Source organism: Pediococcus sp. M21F004, from assembly GCF_051122535.1.
Classification (GTDB): domain Bacteria; phylum Bacillota; class Bacilli; order Lactobacillales; family Lactobacillaceae; genus Pediococcus; species Pediococcus inopinatus.
In genome coordinates, this window is sequence record NZ_CP177314.1 from 607,135 (window position 1) to 629,745 (window position 22,611).

At 41.8% G+C, this 22,611-nt stretch carries 13 protein-coding genes, 19 tRNA genes, 3 rRNA genes, 1 riboswitch and 1 other annotated feature; of the genes, 4 read left to right on the forward strand and 31 right to left on the reverse strand.

Going from position 1 to position 22,611, the window contains the following annotated elements; all coding sequences use genetic code 11:
• Positions 1 to 51 precede the first annotated feature (51 nt).
• A complete protein-coding gene (locus tag ACLHK8_RS03150; RefSeq protein WP_063696997.1) occupies positions 52 to 888 on the forward strand; it encodes an NAD(P)H-hydrate dehydratase in 837 nt (278 codons plus the stop codon).
• Between the two features lie 60 nt (positions 889 to 948).
• Here the strand turns inward: ACLHK8_RS03150 and ACLHK8_RS03155 are convergent, their stop codons facing one another.
• From ACLHK8_RS03155 to leuS, 4 genes are all read right to left on the reverse strand, one after another.
• Positions 949 to 1,674, reverse strand: coding sequence for a pseudouridine synthase (locus ACLHK8_RS03155; protein ID WP_063696994.1), 726 nt, complete (start codon positions 1,672 to 1,674; stop codon positions 949 to 951).
• A 10-nt stretch (positions 1,675 to 1,684) separates the two neighbouring features.
• Positions 1,685 to 3,364: a putative polysaccharide biosynthesis protein gene (locus ACLHK8_RS03160; protein ID WP_063696992.1), complete on the reverse strand. Its 1,680-nt coding sequence runs from the start codon at positions 3,362 to 3,364 to the stop codon at positions 1,685 to 1,687.
• Between the two features lie 232 nt (positions 3,365 to 3,596).
• Complete coding sequence (locus ACLHK8_RS03165) at positions 3,597 to 3,923, reverse strand: hypothetical protein (RefSeq protein WP_057774860.1); 327 nt, start codon at positions 3,921 to 3,923, stop codon at positions 3,597 to 3,599.
• Between the two features lie 143 nt (positions 3,924 to 4,066).
• Positions 4,067 to 6,481, reverse strand: coding sequence for a leucine--tRNA ligase (leuS, locus tag ACLHK8_RS03170; RefSeq protein ID WP_057774863.1), 2,415 nt, complete (start codon positions 6,479 to 6,481; stop codon positions 4,067 to 4,069).
• A 54-nt stretch (positions 6,482 to 6,535) separates the two neighbouring features.
• Positions 6,536 to 6,753, reverse strand: a binding site (T-box leader).
• A gap of 97 nt (positions 6,754 to 6,850) precedes the next feature.
• Between leuS and ACLHK8_RS03175 the strand changes: the two genes are divergently transcribed.
• Positions 6,851 to 7,495, forward strand: a complete 645-nt coding sequence (locus ACLHK8_RS03175) for a phosphatase PAP2 family protein (RefSeq protein ID WP_063696990.1) — start codon at positions 6,851 to 6,853, stop codon at positions 7,493 to 7,495.
• Complete coding sequence (locus tag ACLHK8_RS03180) at positions 7,492 to 8,058, forward strand: tRNA (mnm(5)s(2)U34)-methyltransferase (protein ID WP_063696988.1); 567 nt, start codon at positions 7,492 to 7,494, stop codon at positions 8,056 to 8,058. The genes ACLHK8_RS03175 and ACLHK8_RS03180 overlap by 4 nt, the downstream gene beginning before the upstream one ends.
• 39 nt (positions 8,059 to 8,097) lie before the next feature.
• Here the strand turns inward: ACLHK8_RS03180 and ACLHK8_RS03185 are convergent, their stop codons facing one another.
• A complete protein-coding gene (locus ACLHK8_RS03185) occupies positions 8,098 to 9,567 on the reverse strand; it encodes an MDR family MFS transporter (protein WP_063696986.1) in 1,470 nt (489 codons plus the stop codon).
• 62 nt (positions 9,568 to 9,629) lie between these two features.
• Positions 9,630 to 10,817 (reverse strand): methionine adenosyltransferase, encoded by a 1,188-nt coding sequence (gene metK, locus ACLHK8_RS03190; RefSeq protein WP_057774874.1) that lies wholly within the window; start codon positions 10,815 to 10,817, stop codon positions 9,630 to 9,632.
• Positions 10,815 to 10,898, reverse strand: a riboswitch (SMK box riboswitch). Its footprint overlaps the gene before it by 3 nt.
• Positions 10,899 to 11,112: 214 nt before the next feature.
• On the opposite strand from metK, the gene ACLHK8_RS03195 reads away from it, so the two are divergent.
• Positions 11,113 to 11,838 (forward strand): hypothetical protein, encoded by a 726-nt coding sequence (locus tag ACLHK8_RS03195; RefSeq protein ID WP_057774877.1) that lies wholly within the window; start codon positions 11,113 to 11,115, stop codon positions 11,836 to 11,838.
• Positions 11,839 to 12,011: 173 nt separating this feature from the next.
• Here the strand turns inward: ACLHK8_RS03195 and ACLHK8_RS03200 are convergent.
• The 25 genes from ACLHK8_RS03200 to ACLHK8_RS03320 form a co-directional block, all read right to left on the reverse strand.
• Positions 12,012 to 12,086 (reverse strand) — tRNA-Asp (locus ACLHK8_RS03200).
• A 4-nt stretch (positions 12,087 to 12,090) separates the two neighbouring features.
• Positions 12,091 to 12,164, reverse strand: a tRNA-Met gene (locus tag ACLHK8_RS03205).
• Between the two features lie 24 nt (positions 12,165 to 12,188).
• Positions 12,189 to 12,261 (reverse strand) — tRNA-Glu (locus ACLHK8_RS03210).
• Positions 12,262 to 12,269: 8 nt separating this feature from the next.
• A tRNA-Ser gene (locus tag ACLHK8_RS03215) sits at positions 12,270 to 12,357 on the reverse strand.
• 2 nt (positions 12,358 to 12,359) lie between these two features.
• A tRNA-Ile gene (locus tag ACLHK8_RS03220) sits at positions 12,360 to 12,434 on the reverse strand.
• A 12-nt stretch (positions 12,435 to 12,446) separates the two neighbouring features.
• Positions 12,447 to 12,517, reverse strand: a tRNA-Gly gene (locus tag ACLHK8_RS03225).
• 16 nt (positions 12,518 to 12,533) lie between these two features.
• Positions 12,534 to 12,606 (reverse strand) — tRNA-Phe (locus ACLHK8_RS03230).
• 4 nt (positions 12,607 to 12,610) lie between these two features.
• Positions 12,611 to 12,685 (reverse strand) — tRNA-Asp (locus ACLHK8_RS03235).
• Positions 12,686 to 12,689: 4 nt separating this feature from the next.
• A tRNA-Met gene (locus ACLHK8_RS03240) sits at positions 12,690 to 12,763 on the reverse strand.
• Between the two features lie 10 nt (positions 12,764 to 12,773).
• Positions 12,774 to 12,863, reverse strand: a tRNA-Ser gene (locus ACLHK8_RS03245).
• A 50-nt stretch (positions 12,864 to 12,913) separates the two neighbouring features.
• Positions 12,914 to 12,987 (reverse strand) — tRNA-Ile (locus ACLHK8_RS03250).
• A 21-nt stretch (positions 12,988 to 13,008) separates the two neighbouring features.
• Positions 13,009 to 13,082 (reverse strand) — tRNA-Met (locus tag ACLHK8_RS03255).
• A 33-nt stretch (positions 13,083 to 13,115) separates the two neighbouring features.
• Positions 13,116 to 13,189, reverse strand: a tRNA-Pro gene (locus ACLHK8_RS03260).
• Positions 13,190 to 13,193: 4 nt separating this feature from the next.
• A tRNA-Arg gene (locus ACLHK8_RS03265) sits at positions 13,194 to 13,267 on the reverse strand.
• Between the two features lie 10 nt (positions 13,268 to 13,277).
• A tRNA-Leu gene (locus tag ACLHK8_RS03270) sits at positions 13,278 to 13,363 on the reverse strand.
• A 29-nt stretch (positions 13,364 to 13,392) separates the two neighbouring features.
• Positions 13,393 to 13,464: transfer RNA gene (locus ACLHK8_RS03275), tRNA-Gly, on the reverse strand.
• 12 nt (positions 13,465 to 13,476) lie between these two features.
• Positions 13,477 to 13,549, reverse strand: a tRNA-Thr gene (locus ACLHK8_RS03280).
• Positions 13,550 to 13,596: 47 nt separating this feature from the next.
• Positions 13,597 to 13,669 (reverse strand) — tRNA-Lys (locus ACLHK8_RS03285).
• A 2-nt stretch (positions 13,670 to 13,671) separates the two neighbouring features.
• Positions 13,672 to 13,744 (reverse strand) — tRNA-Val (locus tag ACLHK8_RS03290).
• Between the two features lie 9 nt (positions 13,745 to 13,753).
• A 5S ribosomal RNA gene (gene rrf / locus ACLHK8_RS03295) occupies positions 13,754 to 13,870 on the reverse strand.
• 92 nt (positions 13,871 to 13,962) lie between these two features.
• A 23S ribosomal RNA gene (locus ACLHK8_RS03300) occupies positions 13,963 to 16,885 on the reverse strand.
• A 228-nt stretch (positions 16,886 to 17,113) separates the two neighbouring features.
• A 16S ribosomal RNA gene (locus tag ACLHK8_RS03305) occupies positions 17,114 to 18,691 on the reverse strand.
• Together the 16S, 23S and 5S rRNA genes with 19 tRNA genes alongside form the textbook arrangement of a ribosomal RNA operon.
• A 440-nt stretch (positions 18,692 to 19,131) precedes the next feature.
• On the reverse strand, positions 19,132 to 20,166 hold the full coding sequence (locus ACLHK8_RS03310) for a lysylphosphatidylglycerol synthase transmembrane domain-containing protein (protein ID WP_320531879.1): 1,035 nt from the start codon (positions 20,164 to 20,166) through the stop codon (positions 19,132 to 19,134).
• 3 nt (positions 20,167 to 20,169) lie between these two features.
• Positions 20,170 to 21,177: a glycosyltransferase family 4 protein gene (locus tag ACLHK8_RS03315; protein ID WP_105782252.1), complete on the reverse strand. Its 1,008-nt coding sequence runs from the start codon at positions 21,175 to 21,177 to the stop codon at positions 20,170 to 20,172.
• A 24-nt stretch (positions 21,178 to 21,201) separates the two neighbouring features.
• Entirely contained in the window at positions 21,202 to 22,377 is a 1,176-nt protein-coding gene (locus tag ACLHK8_RS03320; protein WP_063696982.1) for a glycosyltransferase family 4 protein, read from the reverse strand.
• Positions 22,378 to 22,611: the final 234 nt, after the last annotated feature.

Genomic DNA, 22,611 nt, shown 5'->3' on the forward strand with positions numbered 1-22,611 from the left:
TTTTATTATCGCCTTATTTTCGTTATACTAACCCTAAGGAGGCATAATGCCATGCAGACGATCACACAAACGTTAGTAAAAGAAACGATTAAAAAACGGGCAACACAGACCCATAAAGGTTCGTTTGGAAAATTATTAATCATTGGCGGTAATGCCCAATTTGGGGGAGCAGTTATTTTAGGGAGTAGTGCCGCCGTTTACTCAGGTTGTGGTTTGGTTACGACTGCAACTGACCCCCATAATTTTACGAGCCTTCACGCCCGACTACCTGAAACCATGGTGATTGATTTCACTGATAAGCAAACGATTCAGACCATACTAAAAAAAGTGGATGGTGTCGTGATTGGTTCGGGTCTCGGTGAAACGCCATCTTCTTTAGAAATTTTACAATTTGTTTTTCAAAACATTCAAGCCAATCAAAAACTGATAATTGATGGCTCGGCCATTGATTTAATTGCTACCCATCATTTAGTGCTACCTCAGGCTCATATTATCTTTACCCCGCATGAAATGGAATGGCAACGACTATCTGGTATTCCCATTAAGGAACAATCAGAAGCAAATAATCATGCGGCTCAACAAAAGCTAAATGCCACGGTAATCCTAAAAAAGCATCACACAGAAGTTTATACGAATCATGAAACCTATCAGCTCCTAATTGGTGGCCCAGAAATGGCAACTGGTGGAATGGGTGACACTCTGGCCGGCATGGTTGGCGCTTTTGTAACTCAGTTTTCTGACAATGAAACTAAGAGTATTTTAAGTGCTGTTTATCTTCACAGCTTCATTGCCGATCAAGTTGGTAAAACTCAGTATGTTGTTTTACCCCACCAACTTATCAAACAGATTCCTCAAACGATGGCGCAGTTTTCTAACCAAAATGACTAATCAGCAAAAAAGGCTTCCTAGCGAATTCTCAAATTCACTAAGGAGTCTTTTAATTTAATTTTATTCGGTTAATTTTAGTAAATCGTCAACTTCTGTTTGAGTTAGTTCACGATAATTTCCGGGTAGTAACCCTTCGTCAATAGAAAGGGTCCCCATCTGAATTCGCTGTAGATTGACAACCTTTTGCCCTACTGCACCAAACATTCTGCGTACCTGATGATACTTGCCCTCTTGAATTTCAACATGAATAGTTGTTGTATCTTCCATCCTGTTATAATCCAAAATTTCAAGGCGAGCCGGATAAAGTTGGGTCCCGTCTTTTAGTTCAATTCCCTTAGCAAACTTCTCGATTACTGCATCATCTAATTTGCCGGTTACCGTTGCTTCATAAGTTTTTTTAATATGATGAGTTGGTGACAATAATTTATGTGCAAGGTCGCCATCATTGGTAATCAGCAATAGTCCTTCCGTATCTTTATCTAGGCGCCCGACCGGAAACAAATCCGGCCGATAATCTGATTTATTGAATATATCCATGACTGTTTTTTGGTGAGTATCAGTCGAAGCCGAAATCACACCTAGTGGCTTATTTAGTAAATAATAATAGTGAACCTGATACTTAATTTCCTGTTCACCCAGTTTAACTAAGTCTTGGGCAGGATCTAATTGAGTTTTCCCATTACGGACACGTTGGGTATTTAAGGTCACTTTCCCTTTTTTAATCAGCTGGGTAATCTGGTTTCGTGTGCCCACGTTCATTTGATGTAAAAACTTATCAACTCGCATAATTCACCCCTTAATGAATTCTCAATAATCGTCGAATTTGTTCCACTCTGGATCCCAGCATGAAATCTGCCAACCTTGTCTTTAATGTCGCGTATAAATAGACAAAACCGCCTAGGCAAGCTGCTAAAACACAAACGACTACTGCTATCATCTTGCTGTACGGATCCAAGAACAAATAAGCCAGCCGAACGACTGCAAAAGCAACAATAAATGTCAATAAACTAAACCCGAGGATCCCAGAAATTGGTTTACTCATTCGTTTAAAACCAATTCCGTATTCTTGATTTAAATGGCGTAAGATCAGCCAACTAACCACACAAAATCCGATTCCTGTCGAAAGGATTGGCCCCATCGCTCCTAAGTAAGCGACCAGCGGATACTGAAGGACAAGCTTCACAACCACGCCAATCGCAAAATAAGCGACTGCCCGCACGTTTTCGGAAACCCCCTGCATAATTGCCGAGATAACGGTAAAGAGCCCTAGAATGACGGAAACGTAGGCAGAAACCTCCAAAATGGAGGTCCCAACTACATCATAGTGATAAAATAATGTATTTAGCGGTTGGGCTACAGCTGCCATCCCTAAAGCTGCGGGAATCATAAAGAATGCAAATAGTAACAAAGCATCCGTAATCTGGCTATTAATTTCCCGTTTATCCCCACGCGTTTTTGCCTCTGAAAGCATTGGAACAGCTGTAATGGCCATTGCCGAGCCCAAAGAAACAACAATCATCACTAATTTATTCGAGTTAAACGCAAAATCAGCGTAAAGGGTATTCACAAGTGAGGTCGAATAGTTGAAGACGTGGTTCATAATACTAAAGAATGAATACTGATCAATCAGTTGAAAAATGGTGATTGCCGAGCCAATAATAATAAATGGTGTTGCTTGTGCAATAATTTCTTTATAGAGTTGTTTTGTTGGAATCGCTAACTCTTGTTTACTATTTTGGGCTAACTCTCGCAAACGACTGCGATGGCGCAAATAATAGAAAACAAGCACTAACATTCCCCCAATGGCACCAATAAACGCTGCAAACGTAGACTGCGAAACTGCGCTGACCCAATTACCATGCTGCACTTTCATAATTAGAAACGCAGTAACTAACATATACACTACCCGGGCTAGCTGTTCGACAAACTGCGAAATCGCAGACGGTGCCATTTCCTGATACCCCTGGAAAAAGCCCCGGGTTAAACTCATTGTGGGAATAACCAAAACTGCCCAGGCTAACGAATGCAGAATAGGAATCACATTCACATCCCCACTCGAAAGCACCGGTGCACCAAAGTACAGAATTAACGCGCAAATGATCCCAGTGGCTCCGGATAGTAACAACCCGCGTTTATACAGTCGTTGTCCTACCGCAAACTCATTGATTGTATTATAATGCGCAACTTGTTTGGCGATTGCAGAGGGAATCCCCGCAATCGCAGCAATTAGGAAAAAACTATAAATATTATATCCCTTAGCAAACAACGCATTCGCGTTATCACTCATACTACCAAACCAAATCACCCAGGGAATTATGTAGATTGCCCCCAGAATCCGAGAAAAAATACTTCCCGCCGTCATCCAGGCTGATCCCTCGATCATTTTATCTTTTGAACTAGATTCTTTATTAGTGTTTCGCAACGGTTGAAATCCCGCGCTAGTTGTTTGTTGGTTATTTTGAGGTTCTTCAGACATAATTTGTTGACCTGCTTTCAATTACTCAATCTTAACTATTTTATCATGCCTTGAAGGCAATTCAAATTTTAATTTATTTCGTAAGAAAATATAAAGAAATGAGCGAGGATCGTTAAAAAAACGAAAACGGCCTTTGCTAAATTCAAAACTTTGCGGTATACTAGTTGGAGTTGAGATAGTGCTGAACGCCAGACCATTTATAGTGGTCTGGCGTTCTTTTTTGTATCCATAATTAATTTTTTGAAACCCCGGCTGCCACGTCTTCAATGAGCTCGTCCATGGCTGTCGGTTCCTCATCGCATTCAAAATAGGCTCCGTGATAGACTTTCCGCAAGGGATCTTCAACATCCATGTACCGCGACTCAAACTTAGTCACTGTATAGCTGCCATCTGTTTCTACTAAAAAAATGGCACAACCGTCAGCCTCTTTATAGCCATCCCGCGTAAATGTAACAGGAAATGTGCATCTCTCAAACTGGTACTTAATTCCATCTGTGCGAGGATGCAACCGCATATTAATTTCTGAAACGATGTTGCCCACTATACTATCAATAGTCATATTTTTTAAAGCCTCTATTTTCAATTGAATAATTTCAAAATACTAAGTTCTAGCGTATCATATCTAGAATTACTTTCAAGTCTAACAAAAAGGCGTCCAGAAATAAGCTCTGGGCGCCTTTTGGATCTGTTTATTTAGTTGAATTAAACAACGATATTCACAATCTTATTTGGAATGGCAATCACCTTTCGGATCGTTTTGCCATCTAACCATTCTTGCATACCTGCATCGGCCAAAGCCAATTTCTCGAGTTCATCTTTGCTTGTGTCTTTAGCAACCTTCATGTGAGAACGAACTTTACCGTTCACTTGAAGAACGATTTGAACTGTTGATTCTTCCAATTTTTTCGGATCAAAAGTTGGCCAAGCAGCATACGTAATGGTTTCATTATGACCTAATAATTGCCATAATTCTTCTGCAACATGCGGCATAATTGGTGAAATCATTTTTACAAAGCCTTCCATGTAGGCTAAAGGTAAGGCATCTACCTTATACGCTTCGTTCACAAATACCATCATTTGGGAAATGGCCGTGTTGTAATGTAAATGTTCAAAATCTTCCGTGACTTTCTTCACAGTCTGATTATAAACTTTATCAAGTTTGCCATCATTAAATGTTGTCACGCGATCACGAGGATGATTATTTTCATCAATCATCAAACGCCAAACACGTTCAATCCATTTTTCACTACCATGAATGCCATCTTCACTCCATGCCACCGATTCAGTCAAAGGTCCCATGAACATTTCGTAAAGCCGCAAGGTATCTGCGCCGTACTGATCCACAATATCATCTGGATTAATAACGTTGCCTTTAGACTTAGACATTTTTTCGTGATTATCACCCAAGATCATGCCTTGGTTAACCAACCTCTGGAAAGGTTCCTTAGTTGGAACAACTCCGATATCATACAAAACTTTGTGCCAGAATCGGGCATAAAGTAAATGTAAGACCGCATGCTCTGCACCACCGATATATAGATCAACGGGTAACCATTCCTTCAAAAGATCCATATCAGCAATTCGATCTTCATTATGTGGATCAATATATCTCAAGAAATACCATGAACTCCCCGCCCATTGTGGCATTGTGTTTGTTTCACGCCGGCCCTTACGACCATTTTTATCTACAACATTAACCCAATCTGTCAGGTTAGCAAGCGGACTTTCGTATGATCCAGAAGTTTGAAGATCTTTTGTTGCTGGTAATTTTAGTGGCAATTCGTCTTCTGGGACTAAAGTTGTTTCCCCATCTTCCCAGTGAATGACGGGAATTGGTTCACCCCAGTAACGTTGGCGTGAGAAAATCCAGTCCCGTAAACGGTAATTAACTTTCTTATGCCCAGCACCCTTATCTTCAAGCCAGGCCAACATTTTATCAATCGCCGTCGCCTTATCCAAGCCATTTAAGAACTCAGAGTTAATGTGCACACCATCCCCAGTGTAAGGAGCATCCTCTACATCGCCGCCTTCAATAACTGGTTTTATTGGCAAATCAAACTTCTTGGCAAACTCCCAATCACGTTGATCATGCGCCGGAACAGCCATAATTGCACCAGTTCCGTATGAAGCCAACACATAATCGGCAATCCAAATTGGTAATTTTTCGCCATTAACTGGATTAATTCCGTAAGCTCCAGTGAATACACCGGTCTTGTCTTTGTTTAAATCGGTCCGCTCCAAATCAGATTTAGTTTCAATCTTCTTCTCATAGGCTTCCACAGCTGCTTTTTGAGCGTCTGTCGTGATCTTTTTGACCAATGAGTGTTCTGGTGCGATAACCATGTAACTTGCGCCAAACAGCGTGTCAGGACGGGTTGTATAGACTTCAATTTCATCATCTGTACCTTCAACTTTAAAGTTGACGCTAGCACCTGTTGAACGACCGATCCAGTTACGTTGCATTTCTTTAATGCTTTCAGGCCAATCAATTAAATCTAAGTCATCCAACAGCCGATCTGCATATGCCGTAATCTTAAGCATCCACTGCTTCATTGGAACCCGATAAACCGGATATCCACCACGTTCTGTTTTGCCATTAATAACTTCTTCATTGGCAACAACTGTGCCTCCCATCATATCAGGAGCCCAGTTAACTAGGGTTTCTTTTTCGTAAGCTAATCCCTTTTTATATAATTGTTCAAAAATCCACTGAGTCCACTTGTAGTACTTAGGGTCGGTTGTGTTAATTTCACGATCCCAATCATATGAAAAACCAAGTGAGCGAATTTGACGTTTAAAATTTTTAATATTTTGATTAGTAAATTCACGGGGATTATGGCCAGTTTTCAATGCGTATTGTTCAGCTGGTAATCCGAATGCATCCCAACCCATTGGATGAAGAACTTTGTAGCCTTGCATCCGTTTGAAACGAGCCATGATATCAGTTGCTGTGTAACCTTCAGGATGCCCAACATGTAAACCCTGACCAGAAGGATAAGGGAACATATCCAAAACATAGTATTTAGGCTTGCTTGAATCCTCAACTGTTTTGAATGTTTTGTTTTCGCGCCAGTAATGCTGCCATTTGCGCTCAATTATATCGTGATTATATGCCAATTTGTTCCACCCTTTCTAAAATAAAAAAAGTCCTATAAGATATCAAAAAATATCTTATAGGACGGAAGTTTCCGCGGTACCACCTATATTTACGATTGAATAAGTCAGTCGAACTCTCAAATTCTTAACGCGAATTCACGTTAACAGCTACTTTATCTTCACTATTAATCACCAAAAAGATGAGTTCAGCACAGTTCCAATCCATACTCACATTAACCGTATAGTTTCTGGAAAAGGGTTCTGTACTTACTATTTCTTTTCAACTAATATTAATGGATTAATCCTATCAAACTAACCACAAAAAAGCAAGATGCCGATAGAAATCTGATATACTAGAAGCGCATTAGGAAAGTTAAGAAGGAGAATTTTATGTCATCCACTAAACAGCATCATTTATGGCTCATTTTTGGTTTAATCACTGCTATTCTTTTTATTGGTCTGATGGCCTCAGTTTACTTACAGACTAATTTGGTTAAACAATTTGATCAAATTATCGCCAGCTTTATTCAAACAAATCGCACAGCAAACAAAACTAGTTTTTTTCTATTCTTAACAACTCTAGGTAATCCATTACCGCACATTGGTTTTATTTTAGTCTTGGTTGCTTGGCTACTTTACAAAAAACATTCTAGATTACTGAGCTTTACCGCACTTGCTCTTTTACTCGCAACTTCTGGAAATCAAGCCATCAAACTAATTATTAAAAGACCTCGTCCCCTTCATAAACTGATTTCCATTGGGGGCTATAGTTTTCCAAGTGGCCATTCTACTGGTATTACAGTCCTTTTAGGAACTATCATTATCATTGCAGCTGTGCTGGTTAAAAAAAGTTGGCAGCGCTGGCTCATTTATCTAATTGCCTTTATTTTTATTATCCTAATTGGAATTTCACGTATTTACTTAAACGTCCACTACCCTAGTGACGTACTTGGTGGCTTTCTTTTGGGAACCACCATTGTCTTATTAACTGCCTATTTAGTTTTACCAAGTAAAAAGGAGCTTGTTCAAAAATGAATTTAGAATCAGCATTACGTTATAGTCACACTTTGTTAGATCAAGTGGTTGTCCCAGGAGATACTGTGATTGATGCCACCGTCGGAAATGGAAACGATACTGTTTATTTAGCCGCCAGTGTAGGAAAATCTGGCCATGTCTATGGATTTGATGTTCAATCAAGCGGATTAGAGAAAACGAAAACCCAACTTTTATTGACTGGATTGTTACCCCAAACGACTTTGATCAAGGATGGTCATGAACATATTAACAACCATATCCCAGAAGATACGGAAATTTCAGCAGCTATTTTTAACCTCGGCTATCTCCCAGGAAGCGATAAATCAGTGGTAACCCATGGCAAAACGACCATTGCGGCTATCAATCAATGTTTATCAATGCTAAGTGTCGGTGGTTTAGTCGTTGTCGTTAGTTACTATGGTCATCCAGGTGGGCGTGAAGAACTTGAATCCCTACAAGAGTTCCTAAAAAAATTGCCTCAAAAAGACTTTCAAGTATTAACCTATCAGTTCATTAATCAACAAAATGATCCGCCAATTTTATTTGCCATTCAAAAACGCTAAAAAAATCGATTCCTGCTTTTAAAGGCAGAAATCGATTTTTTAGTTAGTTGTTTTTGAATGCCGATAATCCAAACTATTAATTAAAATGGCCAGTATAATTAAGATCACACCTGCTAAATAAATATTGTGCAAGGCTTGATACAAAATCGTCCGTAATTCTGGAATCAGTTTGGCTGGTAATGATGAAGCCGTCTGCGGATTAATTAACTTGTTCATCATGCCAATATTAAGATCTGAACTATGGGCAACCCCTTTATTCATAGTTCCATTCATAATAATTCCAAAAATGGACATCATTAGCGTTTGACCAAGCGTTCTTGCCAAGGTATTAAATGAAGTTGCCACTCCCATATCTTTTGCGGCCACCAACCGTTGTGAAGTCACCGTGGTCGATGTAATGGTAATCCCAAACCCAGTACCTAACACGGTGGCAATCACGAAGAACAACCAAAATGGGGTTGTTTGTGGAAGTAACGCCAGCCACGCACTACCAATCAGTAAGAAGACCAAACTAATCATCAAGGTCTGTTTTGGAGTTAGTTTAAGAATAAACTTCCCTGCCAAAAACGAACCAAAAATCCACATTACCGAACTTGGTGTCACCGCGAACCCTGCTAAGGAAGCTGGTAGGCCAAGAATTCCTTGCGTCCAAGTCGGCAAATAAACTTCAAAACCGATCAAAAAACCAGAAACAAGCATCGTAGCCAAGTTTTGGGTGACAAAAGTACGGTTCTTAAATAATTTTAACGAAATAATCGGATCTGATGCTCGTTTCTCACGATTGATAAATAAGTAGAGTGCTACCAAGGTAATGACAAAGCAAACTATCACGGACGTCCAAGCAAAGTTGGCTTCACCAAGGATCTGAAAACCATACATTAGACTCAATAACGTCAATGTCAGCCAAAGACTTCCTAAATAATCAATTTTCCCGACAGCCGTATGTGGTTTCTCGTGTAAATACAAAGCGATCAATAACACTGTCAAAAGTCCGATTGGCACATTAATGAAAAATACCCAGTGCCAAGTCAGTTTATCAACAATAAAACCACCCAATAATGGCGCGATAATTGCCGCAATTCCCCAAGCAGCCCCATTGAATCCCATCACACGTGCACGTTTCTCGAAGGGATAAATGTCAGCGATAATCGTATTTGAAACAGGCATAATACAGCCGGCTCCAATTCCTTGTAAGGCTCGCCACCCAATCAAAGTAGGCATCGAATTAGCAGTTCCGCTTAAAACTGACCCAATAATAAAAATCATAATTCCAATAATAAAAATTCGTTTTCGCCCAAAAAGATCAGCCAACTTCCCATAAATGGGCGTTGCTACCGCATTCGTTAATAAATAAATGGATACGATCCAGTTCATTAAGTTAACGCCATGTAAATCGCCAACAATTGTAGGCATCGCCGTTGATACAATTGTACCTTCAACGGCAGTTAAAAATGTGGCCACAAAAATTGCAATGGTAACTAAAGTAACATTTGTTTTTTTTGTTGTCATGTAGTCCCTCTCCAACTAAAAAACCTCTCCCACGCGAATTGCGGAAGAGATCATTTAAATTCTTACTTCAATAATTCTTTTAAAGCATCGACCTTATCGGTATGCTCCCAAGGTAAATCAACGTCTGTTCGACCAAAATGTCCATAAGCAGCGGTCTTTTTGTAAATTGGTCGCTGCAAGTCTAACATTTTAATAATTCCTGCTGGTCGTAAATCGAAAACTTTTCGAATTGCGGCAGCAAGCTTTTCCTCTGAAACAGTTCCTGTTCCAAAAGTATCTACAGAAATTGATACTGGTTGAGCCACACCAATGGCATAAGCTATCTGAACTTCAACTTTGTGTGCCAATCCAGCAGCTACAATGTTTTTCGCAATGTAACGAGCCGCATAACTAGCTGAACGGTCAACTTTAGTTGCGTCTTTTCCGGAGAAAGCACCGCCACCATGACGAGCAAAACCACCGTAAGTATCAACAATAATCTTACGACCAGTTAATCCGGCATCTCCTTGTGGTCCACCAATAACAAAGCGGCCAGTTGGATTAATGAAATACTTAGTATTATCATCAAGTAACTCAGCAGGAATCACTGGTTTGATAATATGTTCAATGACATCTTCACGAATTGTTTCAAGCAATACGTTTGGATCATGCTGAGTACTCAAAACAACGGTATCAACCCGAACTGGTTTTTCGTTGTCATCATACTCCACAGTCACTTCAGCCTTAGCATCTGGACGCAAGTAACGTAATTCACCAGATTTACGAACCTGAGCCGTCTTTTGCATCAAATGATGACTAAGCATAATTGGTAATGGCATTAATTCAGGTGTTTCATCAATGGCAAAGCCAAACATTAATCCCTGATCACCAGCACCAATCTTGTCTAATGGATCCTCGTCACCTTCACGAGTTTCTAAAGAATCGTCAACCCCCTGAGCAATATCAGGTGATTGTTCATCGATAGCAATCATCACGGCACAGTTGTCTCCATCAAATCCGTATTGACCATCTTTATAACCAATTTCTTTAATGGTATTTCGAACTGTCTTTTGAATATCAACATAAGCCGTTGTACTAATTTCACCAACGACAACAACTAATCCTGTTGTCACGGTCGTTTCACAGGCTACTCGAGCTTCTGGATCTTGTTCCAACATGGCATCCAAAATAGCGTCACTGATTTGATCAGCAATTTTATCTGGATGACCCTCTGAAACTGATTCCGATGTAAATAAATGTCTCTCTTGCATTTGAAAATTTCCCCCTTATTATAAACGGTTACAAGGTATCTTTGCTTTTACGCAAATCCTTTCGGGAACAAAATAATGTTTGTTCAATATCATAACCTGTGCAATGACGTCTTTGTATTCTTCGCCAAATTAAGTTTAAAGAGTTGATTGCTACAGCTTTTCTCAATTAAGTTTAGAATTAAAAACCATCTTAACAAGTCTATCACAAATAGAAAACCTTTAAAAGACAGATTTTGGTTGACGTTCTGGCAAACTTTGTTTACGATTGAAGTATTTCACATAGGAGAAAATAAATATGCAAAAGATACATTTAACGACTGTAAATAAAAAAACAATTATTCCCGTAACATTGACAGTCATCCAAACATTTGCGACTTGGCTAATTCCTTCAATGTATGGCCACCAAGTTAGCACAACGATTCAGCATACTTTTACGAATCAAGTGATTTTAATTTTATTTGTTTTTATGTTCAATTTCCTGATTTTTGACCGCTTCACAAACAAAATGCCAATCCCCATTTTCCTTGGCATGACGGGAATTTCAATTTTAGTTGTGGCATTCTCTTTTTCGAGCATTGCACCCACAATTGGGCTACTGCTTTTCACTTGTCTCCTCTCATTACTGCCGTTTCTTTTTTCAGCGAAAAACAACTGGGCTGGCTGGCTTTTGTTCGCAATTAGTTCCATGTTCATTCTTCCAGAAACATTCTTCTATGTTCAATGTGGGTTTTTATCAACAAATTTCTTAAAAATTTTAATTATTCCCCTACTCAGTGCCTTGTTTTTCTTTTATCCATTTTTTATAAAAGAAATTTCTCATTCAGGTATTTTTAATTTAATCCTTGGTATCCTTTGTGTCGGTCTAACAGTTCTTGGTAATTTAAACACTTATACTTTAATTGCCGGCCTGTTAGTTTTAATTTCTTGGGGTTATCAACAATTTGCGAAACAGCCTAAACTGTTACTAACTGTAAATGTGATCTTATGTTTATTTTTTAACGTTCTAATTCTCATGAAATAATCTCCAACATTTCTACTTAATCCTGATAGCTTTTGGCTATTGGGATTTTTCTCTAAATCGAGCCTAATATTGATTGAACTTCTAAACGAGGTTAGGTTAATATTTGAATTGCAAAAAGAGGCTAACACCTATTGTGTTAGCCTCTTTAGCATTCTTTATTTATTTTTCCGAGACGGTTCCAACGAGACTCGAACTCGTGATCTCCTGCGTGACAGGCAGGCGTCCTAAACCAACTAGACCATGGAACCATAATTGCGGGAGCAGGGTTTGAACCTGCGACCTTCGGGTTATGAGCCCGACGAGCTACCAGACTGCTCCATCCCGCGATAATATTAATAAAACTGTGAAAATGACCCGTACGGGATTCGAACCCATGTTACTGCCGTGAAAGGGCAGTGTCTTAAACCACTTGACCAACGGGTCAAAAAAAACGGAGAAGAAGGGATTTGAACCCTTGCGCCGCTTACGCGACCTACACCCTTAGCAGGGGCGCCTCTTCAGCCACTTGAGTACTTCTCCAATGGGCCTAAATGGACTTGAACCATCGACCTCACGCTTATCAGGCGTGCGCTCTAAACCAGCTGAGCTATAGGCCCATCATATGAAAAAGCGGGTGACGAGAATCGGACTCGCGACAACAGCTTGGAAGGCTGTGATTTTACCACTAAACTACACCCGCATAAATGAACATTAGATGGCGCGGGACAGAATCGAACTGCCGACACACGGAGCTTCAATCCGTTGCTCTACCAACTGAGCTACCGAGCCATAACGGTTCCAACGAGACTCGAACTCGTGATCTCCTGCGTGACAGGCAGGCGTCCTAAACCAACTAGACCATGGAACCATAATTGCGGGAGCAGGGTTTGAACCTGCGACCTTCGGGTTATGAGCCCGACGAGCTACCAGACTGCTCCATCCCGCGATAATAAAAAAGGAGGATGAGAGATTCGAACTCTCGCGTGGTTTGACCCACCTGACGGTTTTCAAGACCGTTCCCTTCAGCCAGACTTGGGTAATCCTCCATTACAATATACGGTTTTCATGCCCACTAACATATCAAAAACACATTAGATGGACCTTGTAGGACTCGAACCTACGACCGAACGGTTATGAGCCGTCTGCTCTAACCAACTGAGCTAAAGGTCCAAGTTCGTATATTAAAACCTATCGCGGCAGGGGGGATCGAACCCTCGACCTCCCGGGTATGAACCGGACGCTCTAGCCAGCTGAGCTACACCGCGATCTTAAATATAAATGTATATAAAACCATTTAATCGGGAAGACAGGATTCGAACCTGCGACCCCCTGGTCCCAAACCAGGTGCTCTACCAAGCTGAGCTACTTCCCGAAAATGCACCCAGTAGGAGTCGAACCTACAACCTTCTGATTCGTAGTCAGACACTCTATCCAATTGCGCTATGGGTGCTTATTAAAAATGCCGAGGACCGGGATCGAACCGGTACGGTCATCACTGACCGCAGGATTTTAAGTCCTGTGCGTCTGCCAATTCCGCCACCCCGGCAATGCTTGTGCTTGTAGCTGAAACTACAAAGCGGAAGACGAGATTCGAACTCGCGACCCCCACCATGGCAAGGTGATGTTCTACCACTGAACTACTTCCGCATAATTATAAAATGCCGACTAGAGGATTCGAACCTCCGACCCCCTGTTTACAAGACAGATGCTCTGCCAACTGAGCTAAGTCGGCATCATTCTATAATTAATTATTTAAAAAACAAAGGCACATAGTGCCAATGAGCCGTGGCAGTCTCGAACTGCCGACCCTCTGATTAAAAGTCAGATGCTCTACCAACTGAGCTAACGGCTCAATGGAGGATACAGGGCTCGAACCTGTGACCCTCTGCTTGTAAGGCAGACGCTCTCCCAACTGAGCTAATCCTCCATAATAAACGCATGGCAACGTCCTACCCTCGCAGGGAGCGATCCCCCAACTACTCTCGGCGTTAAGAAGCTTAACTTCTGTGTTCGACATGGGAACAGGTGTATCCTTCTCACTATCGTCACCACACTTCTCCGATCCACTTCCGCGGCTCGTGTGAAAGAAATTTATTCTCTCAAAACTAAATAATATCGAAATCTTCTCTTTGAGAACACCACTTTGTGGTTAAGTCCTCGACCGATTAGTATTGGTCCGCTCCATGTATCACTACACTTCCACTCCCAACCTATCTACCTGATCATCTCTCAGGGGTCTTACTTCCATAAATGGAATGGGAAATCTCATCTCGAGGCGAGTTTCACACTTAGATGCTTTCAGCGTTTATCTCATCCATACGTAGCTACCCAGCGATGCTCCTGGCGGAACAACTGGTACACCAGCGGTATGTCCATCCCGGTCCTCTCGTACTAAGGACAGATCCTCTCAAATTTCCTACGCCCGCGACGGATAGGGACCGAACTGTCTCACGACGTTCTGAACCCAGCTCGCGTACCGCTTTAATGGGCGAACAGCCCAACCCTTGGGACCGACTACAGCCCCAGGATGCGATGAGCCGACATCGAGGTGCCAAACCTCCCCGTCGATGTGAACTCTTGGGGGAGATAAGCCTGTTATCCCCAGGGTAGCTTTTATCCGTTGAGCGATGGCCCTTCCATACGGTACCACCGGATCACTAAGCCCGACTTTCGTCCCTGCTCGACCTGTCTGTCTCGCAGTCAAGCTCCCTTGTGCCTTTACACTCTGCGAATGATTTCCAACCATTCTGAGGGAACCTTTGGGCGCCTCCGTTACTCTTTAGGAGGCGACCGCCCCAGTCAAACTGCCCACCTGACACTGTCTCCCGCCACGCTTAGTGGCGCGGGTTAGAGGGTTCACACAACGAGGGTAGTATCCCACCAACGCCTCCACCGAAACTAGCGTTCCGGTATCTACGGCTCCTACCTATCCTGTACAAGTTGTACAAACACTCAATATCAAGCTACAGTAAAGCTCCATGGGGTCTTTCCGTCCTGTCGCGGGTAACCCGCATCTTCACGGGTATTATAATTTCACCGAGTCTCTCGTTGAGACAGTGCCCAGATCGTTACACCTTTCGTGCGGGTCGGAACTTACCCGACAAGGAATTTCGCTACCTTAGGACCGTTATAGTTACGGCCGCCGTTTACTGGGGCTTCATTTCAAAGCTTCGCCGAAGCTAACTCATTCACTTAACCTTCCAGCACCGGGCAGGTGTCAGCCCCTATACGTCATCTTACGATTTTGCAGAAACCTGTGTTTTTGATAAACAGTCGCCTGGGCCTATTCACTGCGGCTGATCTTGCGATCAGCACCCCTTCTTCCGAAGTTACGGGGTCATTTTGCCGAGTTCCTTAACGAGAGTTCTCTCGCACACCTTAGGATACTCTCCTCGACTACCTGTGTCGGTTTGCGGTACGGGTAGTTAAACTCTAACTAGAAGCTTTTCTCGGCAGTGTGACATCAGGAACTTCGCTACTTAAATTTCGCTCCCCATCACAACTTGTCCTTAAAAGATAAAGCATTTGACTCTATCTAAGACTTGTTGCTTGGGCACACTTATCCAACTGTGTGCTTTCCTTAGCCTACTGCGTCCCTCCATTGTTCAAACAAGTTTAACTAGTACAGGAATCTCAACCTGTTATCCATCGTCTACGCCTCTCGGCCTCGACTTAGGTCCCGACTAACCCTGGGAGGACGAGCCTTCCCCAGGAAACCTTAGTCATTCGGTGGACAGGATTCTCACCTGTCTTTCGCTACTCATACCGGCATTCTCACTTCTAAGCGCTCCAACAGTCCTCACGGTCTGCCTTCATCGCCCTTAGAACGCTCTCCTATCACGCCACCTTACGGTGGCATCCACAGTCTCGGTAATATGTTTAAGCCCCGGTACATTTTCGGCGCAGAATCACTCGACTAGTGAGCTATTACGCACTCTTTAAATGATGGCTGCTTCTGAGCCAACATCCTAGTTGTCTATGCAACTCCACATCCTTTTCCACTTAACATATATTTAGGGACCTTAACTGGTGGTCTGGGCTGTTCCCCTTTCGACGATGGATCTTATCACTCACCGTCTGACTCCCGGACATAAATCAATGGCATTCGGAGTTTATCTGAATTCAGTAACCCTAGATGGGCCCCTAGTCCAAACAGTGGCTCTACCTCCATGATCCTAAGTCCGAGGCTAGCCCTAAAGCTATTTCGGAGAGAACCAGCTATCTCCAAGTTCGTTTGGAATTTCACCGCTACCCACACCTCATCTCAGCACTTTTCAACGTACACGAGTTCGGTCCTCCAGTGCGTTTTACCGCACCTTCAACCTGGACATGGGTAGGTCACTTGGTTTCGGGTCTACATCTGCATACTCAGTCGCCCTATTCAGACTCGCTTTCGCTACGGCTCCGTTTCTTCAACTTAACCTGGCATGCAAACGTAACTCGCCGGTTCATTCTACAAAAGGCACGCCATCACCCATTAACGGGCTCTGACTTCTTGTAGGCACATGGTTTCAAGAACTGTTTCACTCCCCTTCCGGGGTGCTTTTCACCTTTCCCTCACGGTACTGGTTCACTATCGGTCACTAGGGAGTATTTAGCCTTGGGAGATGGTCCTCCCGGATTCCGACGGAGTTACACGTGTTCCGCCGTACTCAGGATCCTGAACTGAGGGATCTTCATTTTGCCTACGGGGCTATCACCCGCTCTGGCCAGTCTTCCCAGACTGTTCGGCTATGAAAATCTTTGGTAACTCAAATGTTCAGTCCTACAACCCCAGGAAGCAAGCTTCCTGGTTTGGGCTGTTCCCCTTTCGCTCGCCGCTACTCAGGGAATCGATTTTTCTTTCTCTTCCTGTGGGTACTGAGATGTTTCAGTTCCCCACGTCTACCTCCAGCCACGCTATGAATTCACGTAGTGGTAACAACGGATTAATGTTGTTGGGTTTCCCCATTCGGAAATCTCCGGATCAAAGCTTACTTACAGCTCCCCGAAGCATATCGGTGTTAGTCCCGTCCTTCATCGGCTCCTAGTGCCAAGGCATTCACCATGCGCCCTTTATAACTTAACCTAACTTTATCGAAGATAAAGTGGTTTTGAGTTTAGCGATTATTTTAAGAACTAATCTTGTTGTAAAACTCTATAAAACGCAATGTTCTCGGTTTAATTATCTGATAATTAAAATTAGAAAATTTTTCGATATTATTTAGTTTTCAAAGAACAAATTTTGAGAGTAAACCTCTCAAAACTAAACAAAGTTTCGACATATGTGTAGGTTTCCGTTTCTAAATATCCTTAGAAAGGAGGTGATCCAGCCGCAGGTTCTCCTACGGCTACCTTGTTACGACTTCACCCCAATCATCTGTCCCACCTTAGACGGCTAGCTCCCGAAGGTTACTCCACCGGCTTTGGGTGTTACAAACTCTCATGGTGTGACGGGCGGTGTGTACAAGGCCCGGGAACGTATTCACCGCGGCATGCTGATCCGCGATTACTAGCGATTCCAACTTCGTGCAGGCGAGTTGCAGCCTGCAGTCCGAACTGAGAACGGTTTTAAGAGATTAGCTTAACCTCGCGGTCTCGCAACTCGTTGTACCGTCCATTGTAGCACGTGTGTAGCCCAGGTCATAAGGGGCATGATGATTTGACGTCGTCCCCACCTTCCTCCGGTTTATCACCGGCAGTCTCACTAGAGTGCCCAACTTAATGCTGGCAACTAATAATAGGGGTTGCGCTCGTTGCGGGACTTAACCCAACATCTCACGACACGAGCTGACGACAACCATGCACCACCTGTCATTCTGTCCCCGAAGGGAACGCCTAATCTCTTAGGTTAGCAGAAGATGTCAAGACCTGGTAAGGTTCTTCGCGTAGCTTCGAATTAAACCACATGCTCCACCGCTTGTGCGGGCCCCCGTCAATTCTTTTGAGTTTCAACCTTGCGGTCGTACTCCCCAGGCGGAATGCTTAATGCGTTAGCTGCAGCACTGAAGGGCGGAAACCCTCCAACACTTAGCATTCATCGTTTACGGCATGGACTACCAGGGTATCTAATCCTGTTCGCTACCCATGCTTTCGAGCCTCAGCGTCAGTTACAGACCAGACAGCCGCCTTCGCCACTGGTGTTCTTCCATATATCTACGCATTTCACCGCTACACATGGAGTTCCACTGTCCTCTTCTGCACTCAAGTTTCCCAGTTTCCAATGCACTTCTTCGGTTAAGCCGAAGGCTTTCACATTAGACTTAAGAAACCGCCTGCGCTCGCTTTACGCCCAATAAATCCGGATAACGCTTGCCACCTACGTATTACCGCGGCTGCTGGCACGTAGTTAGCCGTGGCTTTCTGGTTGGATACCGTCACTGCATGAGCAGTTACTCTCACACACGTTCTTCTCCAACAACAGAGTTTTACGACCCTAAAGCCTTCATCACTCACGCGGCGTTGCTCCATCAGACTTTCGTCCATTGTGGAAGATTCCCTACTGCTGCCTCCCGTAGGAGTCTGGGCCGTGTCTCAGTCCCAATGTGGCCGATTACCCTCTCAGGTCGGCTACGTATCACAGCCTTGGTGGGCCTTTATCTCACCAACTAGCTAATACGCCGCGGGTCCATCCAGAAGTGATAGCCGAAGCCATCTTTTAAAAGAAAACCATGCGGTTTACTTTATTATGCGGTATTAGCATCTGTTTCCAGGTGTTATCCCCCACTTCTGGGCAGGTTACCCACGTGTTACTCACCCGTTCGCCACTCACTTTATAGTTAAAATCATCTTCGATGCAAGCATCTCTAAATCATTCAACGAAAGTGCGTCCGACTTGCATGTATTAGGCACGCCGCCAGCGTTCATCCTGAGCCAAGATCAAACTCTCATATTATACTTGAGTTTTTACAAGCTCATTTGTTGTTTCATTGTTTAAAACGAATTGACTTCGCAAATGTTTGCTTCAAAATTTTCATTTGAAGACCCTACACATTTTACTTTGTCGAAACTTTGTTCAGTTTTCAAAGGTCTACTAAGTCACTGTTGGAAGCGCTAAACGCCTCAACGCAACTATTTAACTTTATCATCAGTTTTTACAAAAGTCAACAACCAAATTCAACTTTTTAAAAAACATTTGAAACGGTGGTTCGAAAGATAATTCTCTCAAAAACGACCTTAAATAGCATATCAAGAATTCCGTTCTTGGTCAAGAGCAAACTTCTAGTTTCATCCAAGTGGTATCTTCAAAGCACCGTCAATCCTGAAAATATTTAAAGAAACTTTTTTTGAAACAAACAAAAAAGCGACAACTTTTAATAGTCATCACTTTAAAAATCACTCTTTATTTCTTTTAATTTTCCGATCTATTCTATCAGGTTTTGTAACTAAAGCGAACATTCCGGCAAATATTCCGAAATAATATGTTAACAATCGCCAAAGTAACATGGCCAATACTAATTTGCTGTTACTGTGAATAAAACTGGAGAATAACACATCAAAACTATACTCTGCACCACCTGATCCTCCCGGAATTGGAAAAATCGAAATGACCATAACGATTAAAACATGTAATGAGGTTACCATAATAATGTTTATACCAGTATATCCCAAGGACAGCATAATATAGTATGGCACAAGGTAATAAAATAATAACTGAAAGAAAGTCATGACAAAAACTTTAATCAAAAGTTTCCATTGTGTTTTTATTCGCACACTCTCTTTGTAAAAGGTATCTACTTTCTCATCCAACGCTTGTTTCCATCGATCATAGCGCTCTGCTTTAACAAACCAACCAATTGGAATTAAAATCCAACTAATCAACTTTTTCGTAAAGCCGTGCCAATACATGATCAGTAGCAAGCCAATAATAACTGTAAAATGAATGACAAATCCAAAAACAACAAACAAAGAAAGATAGCTCATTTTTTCGGCCAGATATTGAAAACCGATCAACAAACTAAACATGAAATTAATCACAATCATCGCTTGGAAAACAACAAATTTCATTAATAGTACGGAACTTGCTCTGCCTGCCTCAACACCACTTTGCATTAAAGCTATCAATTGTGCCGGCTGTCCACCTGAAGAAAATGGCGTTATTCCGTTAAAAAGTTGTTCAATCAATGGAATCCTGATTGCATCCCTAAACGAGAAATGGTCTCCATTGCTAGTCACAAACATCCTAGTAATGATGGCCTCAATCCCAAAATACAGTAACATACATATCACAGCAACAATTAGCCATTGCCAATGAATGTGTAAAATATCATGGCCTAGATTATGTAGATTCACATTACGCAGCGAAAATCCAAAAATGGCAATTCCGAGCGCAAGCATTATACCTAGAACAACCTTATTTCTTCTTGACATAAATTAGCCCTCTCTTGCCTGCTGCAAATAAAAGCCATGCCAAATGTTTGCTAAATGATCTTCTGAATATTGTTCAGAAGCTTGGTTAGCTTTTTCGTGTAAGTTTTGTAGTGCTTCTGGATGCGTCGTCAGATAACTAATTTGGGTTTGCATTTCCCCTACATCCTTTGCAGAAGCATAGTAGTCTTTGATAATGGCCTGATATAGATCAAGGTCCCGCAATAGTACTGGCGTGCCACAACTAAAAGCTTCCAATACAGACATTGGAAATAGTTCATTATAGGAAGGGAGCAAAAATAGATTTGCCACGTTATAGTAATTAACCAATTCACTGCGGTCAATAATCCCTGTAAATTTAAGATTAGCCGGTGGATTGTCCACAACCTTCTTGAGTTCTGCATATCCATCAGTCATTCTTCCAAACGAAAAGCCCCCTGCCCAAATAAATTGGATTTGTGGATTTTGCCCGGCAAGCTTAATAAAGTCTTTGACGCCTTTACGCTCTTGAACTTGACCAATCCCTAAAATTACAAATTTATCCTTATCAAGGTTCATTTGTTTACGCAATGCCAGTTTTTTATCTTGGTCCATCTCATAGAATTCACTTTTATGGACAAAATTTGGAATATAACTAATTTTTTCTTCAGGAATTCCATAAGCTGTTAATTTAGGAATAAAAGTCGGATTGACCACAACAATATGATCCATCCGTTTATAAAACGCAATAATATATTTATAAAAGATCCCTCGAAATGGTTGAGGAATTTTTAGACTGCCATCAATAGTTTCAGGCAAAAAATGGACGTAACCAATTTTTCGACCTCTTCCTGGCATAAAAGTTGATAAATAAAACTGTGGATCAATCGTATGATAGTGACTTATTTCAGACCGACTAAACTTATTAATCTGCACTTGAAAATCTTCTGGAAAATGCGTCTTTAGTAGAGAAATCAGTTCTTCATAGGCACTACCAACCCCTTGGCCTTTTACTTTAGTTGCCGAAGAAAACATATTAATTCGCAAATCTATCCCCCCTTAATCTGAAAAATCCGAACTTTCCTCCCGATCCGCATACAAAACTAACGAATCTTTGTAAAACTCAACAACCTGCTTACCAAAATGGTCCGCAGAAATTTCATACAGCTTTCTTTCCCGAGGTTCTGGATCTTCAAAACTTGCAGGATGGTTCAAATAATTTTCAGCAAAATGAACAAATTGCTCTTCTGTTTCAAACGTAACCCCCAGTGAGGGATCATCCAGCAAACTATCAGTATATGGACCAGTTTTTACAACTATTTTAAGTCCGGCCGCCATTGCCTCTATATAAGTCAATCCTTGTGATTCAGACTCAGATGCCGAAACAAATAAATCTGCCATTTGATAGAAACGATAGACAATATCGTTATCAATCTCGCCCATGAATTTAACATGATCTGCAACTCCCGCGTCCTGTGCTTGTTGTTCAAGCGTTTCACGAGCGGGGCCATCTCCAACGATTAATAACAAGCTATCTGGCACAACCTCTAATATCTTCGGATAAGTTTTAATCACTTCTTGAATATTTTTTTCATACGCTAAACGACTTAAAGAAAGCAGAATTTTGGTGTTTTTAGCGAAACCATATTTTGCCCGCCAATCAACATCCTCATGTTGAGCGTAATGGTTAACATTCACGCCTGTTGGAATAATCCGAATCGGTGATTTTACGCCATAACCATTCAGTGTTCTAATCACTCGCTCACTTGGCGCAACCACCCCCATCAGATGATAACAGAAGGCCCGCATTGCTTGTTTAACGTGGTATGGCCGTAACAAATGACCATTCGCCACGTAATGCAAATAATCCTCGTACATCGTATGATACGTATGTACACAAGGAATATTCAAATTCTTCGCAACAAATTTACCAATCCAACCTAAAGAAAACTCGGTTTGCGTATGTACAATATCTAAATTCAATTCTTTTGCTACCTGATAGGCTTTAAACAACCCACTTACAGCAATTCTGCGGTCAGTGAAAGAAACAAAGGGAACACTTGTAAAACGGAAAATATTTCTTTCATATACATTCTTATCAACTTTAGGATCCGTAGTAGTAAAAATATACACTTGATGGCCTTGCTTTTCGAGTTGCTCACGCAAAGTCTTAATCGACGTTGCAACTCCGCTTACCTGCGGGTAATACGTGTCCGTAAAAATTCCGATATTCACAAGTATCCTCCTCAAAACGTAAACTTAATTAAGTTCAATTATATTGGTTTCATGCGTGTTATGCAAATAACACTAGCTTTTGGTTCCGCTAATAATTTAAAACCATTCTTCAACTTGTTAAGGTATCTCTGAGTCACTTTACTAAACGGCTTTAGTATAGCAAAAAAGGCTCTATACTTTTTCCTGTTGATGAACTACCAATGTGGTAATCTATTAACAGGATTTTTTTGAAAA

Excerpts from the sequence above, each read along its gene's own strand:
- ACLHK8_RS03195 (WP_057774877.1), top strand. The coding sequence starts at position 11,113 with ATGCAAAAGATACATTTAACGACTGTAAATAAAAAAACAATTATTCCC.
- ACLHK8_RS03160 (WP_063696992.1), bottom strand. The coding sequence starts at position 3,364 with ATGTCTGAAGAACCTCAAAATAACCAACAAACAACTAGCGCGGGATTT.
- ACLHK8_RS03175 (WP_063696990.1), top strand. The coding sequence starts at position 6,851 with ATGTCATCCACTAAACAGCATCATTTATGGCTCATTTTTGGTTTAATC.
- ACLHK8_RS03180 (WP_063696988.1), top strand. The coding sequence starts at position 7,492 with ATGAATTTAGAATCAGCATTACGTTATAGTCACACTTTGTTAGATCAA.
- metK (WP_057774874.1), bottom strand. The coding sequence starts at position 10,817 with ATGCAAGAGAGACATTTATTTACATCGGAATCAGTTTCAGAGGGTCAT.
- ACLHK8_RS03150 (WP_063696997.1), top strand. The coding sequence starts at position 52 with ATGCAGACGATCACACAAACGTTAGTAAAAGAAACGATTAAAAAACGG.
- ACLHK8_RS03315 (WP_105782252.1), bottom strand. The coding sequence starts at position 21,177 with ATGTTTTCTTCGGCAACTAAAGTAAAAGGCCAAGGGGTTGGTAGTGCC.
- ACLHK8_RS03310 (WP_320531879.1), bottom strand. The coding sequence starts at position 20,166 with ATGTCAAGAAGAAATAAGGTTGTTCTAGGTATAATGCTTGCGCTCGGA.
- ACLHK8_RS03155 (WP_063696994.1), bottom strand. The coding sequence starts at position 1,674 with ATGCGAGTTGATAAGTTTTTACATCAAATGAACGTGGGCACACGAAAC.
- ACLHK8_RS03165 (WP_057774860.1), bottom strand. The coding sequence starts at position 3,923 with ATGACTATTGATAGTATAGTGGGCAACATCGTTTCAGAAATTAATATG.
- ACLHK8_RS03185 (WP_063696986.1), bottom strand. The coding sequence starts at position 9,567 with ATGACAACAAAAAAAACAAATGTTACTTTAGTTACCATTGCAATTTTT.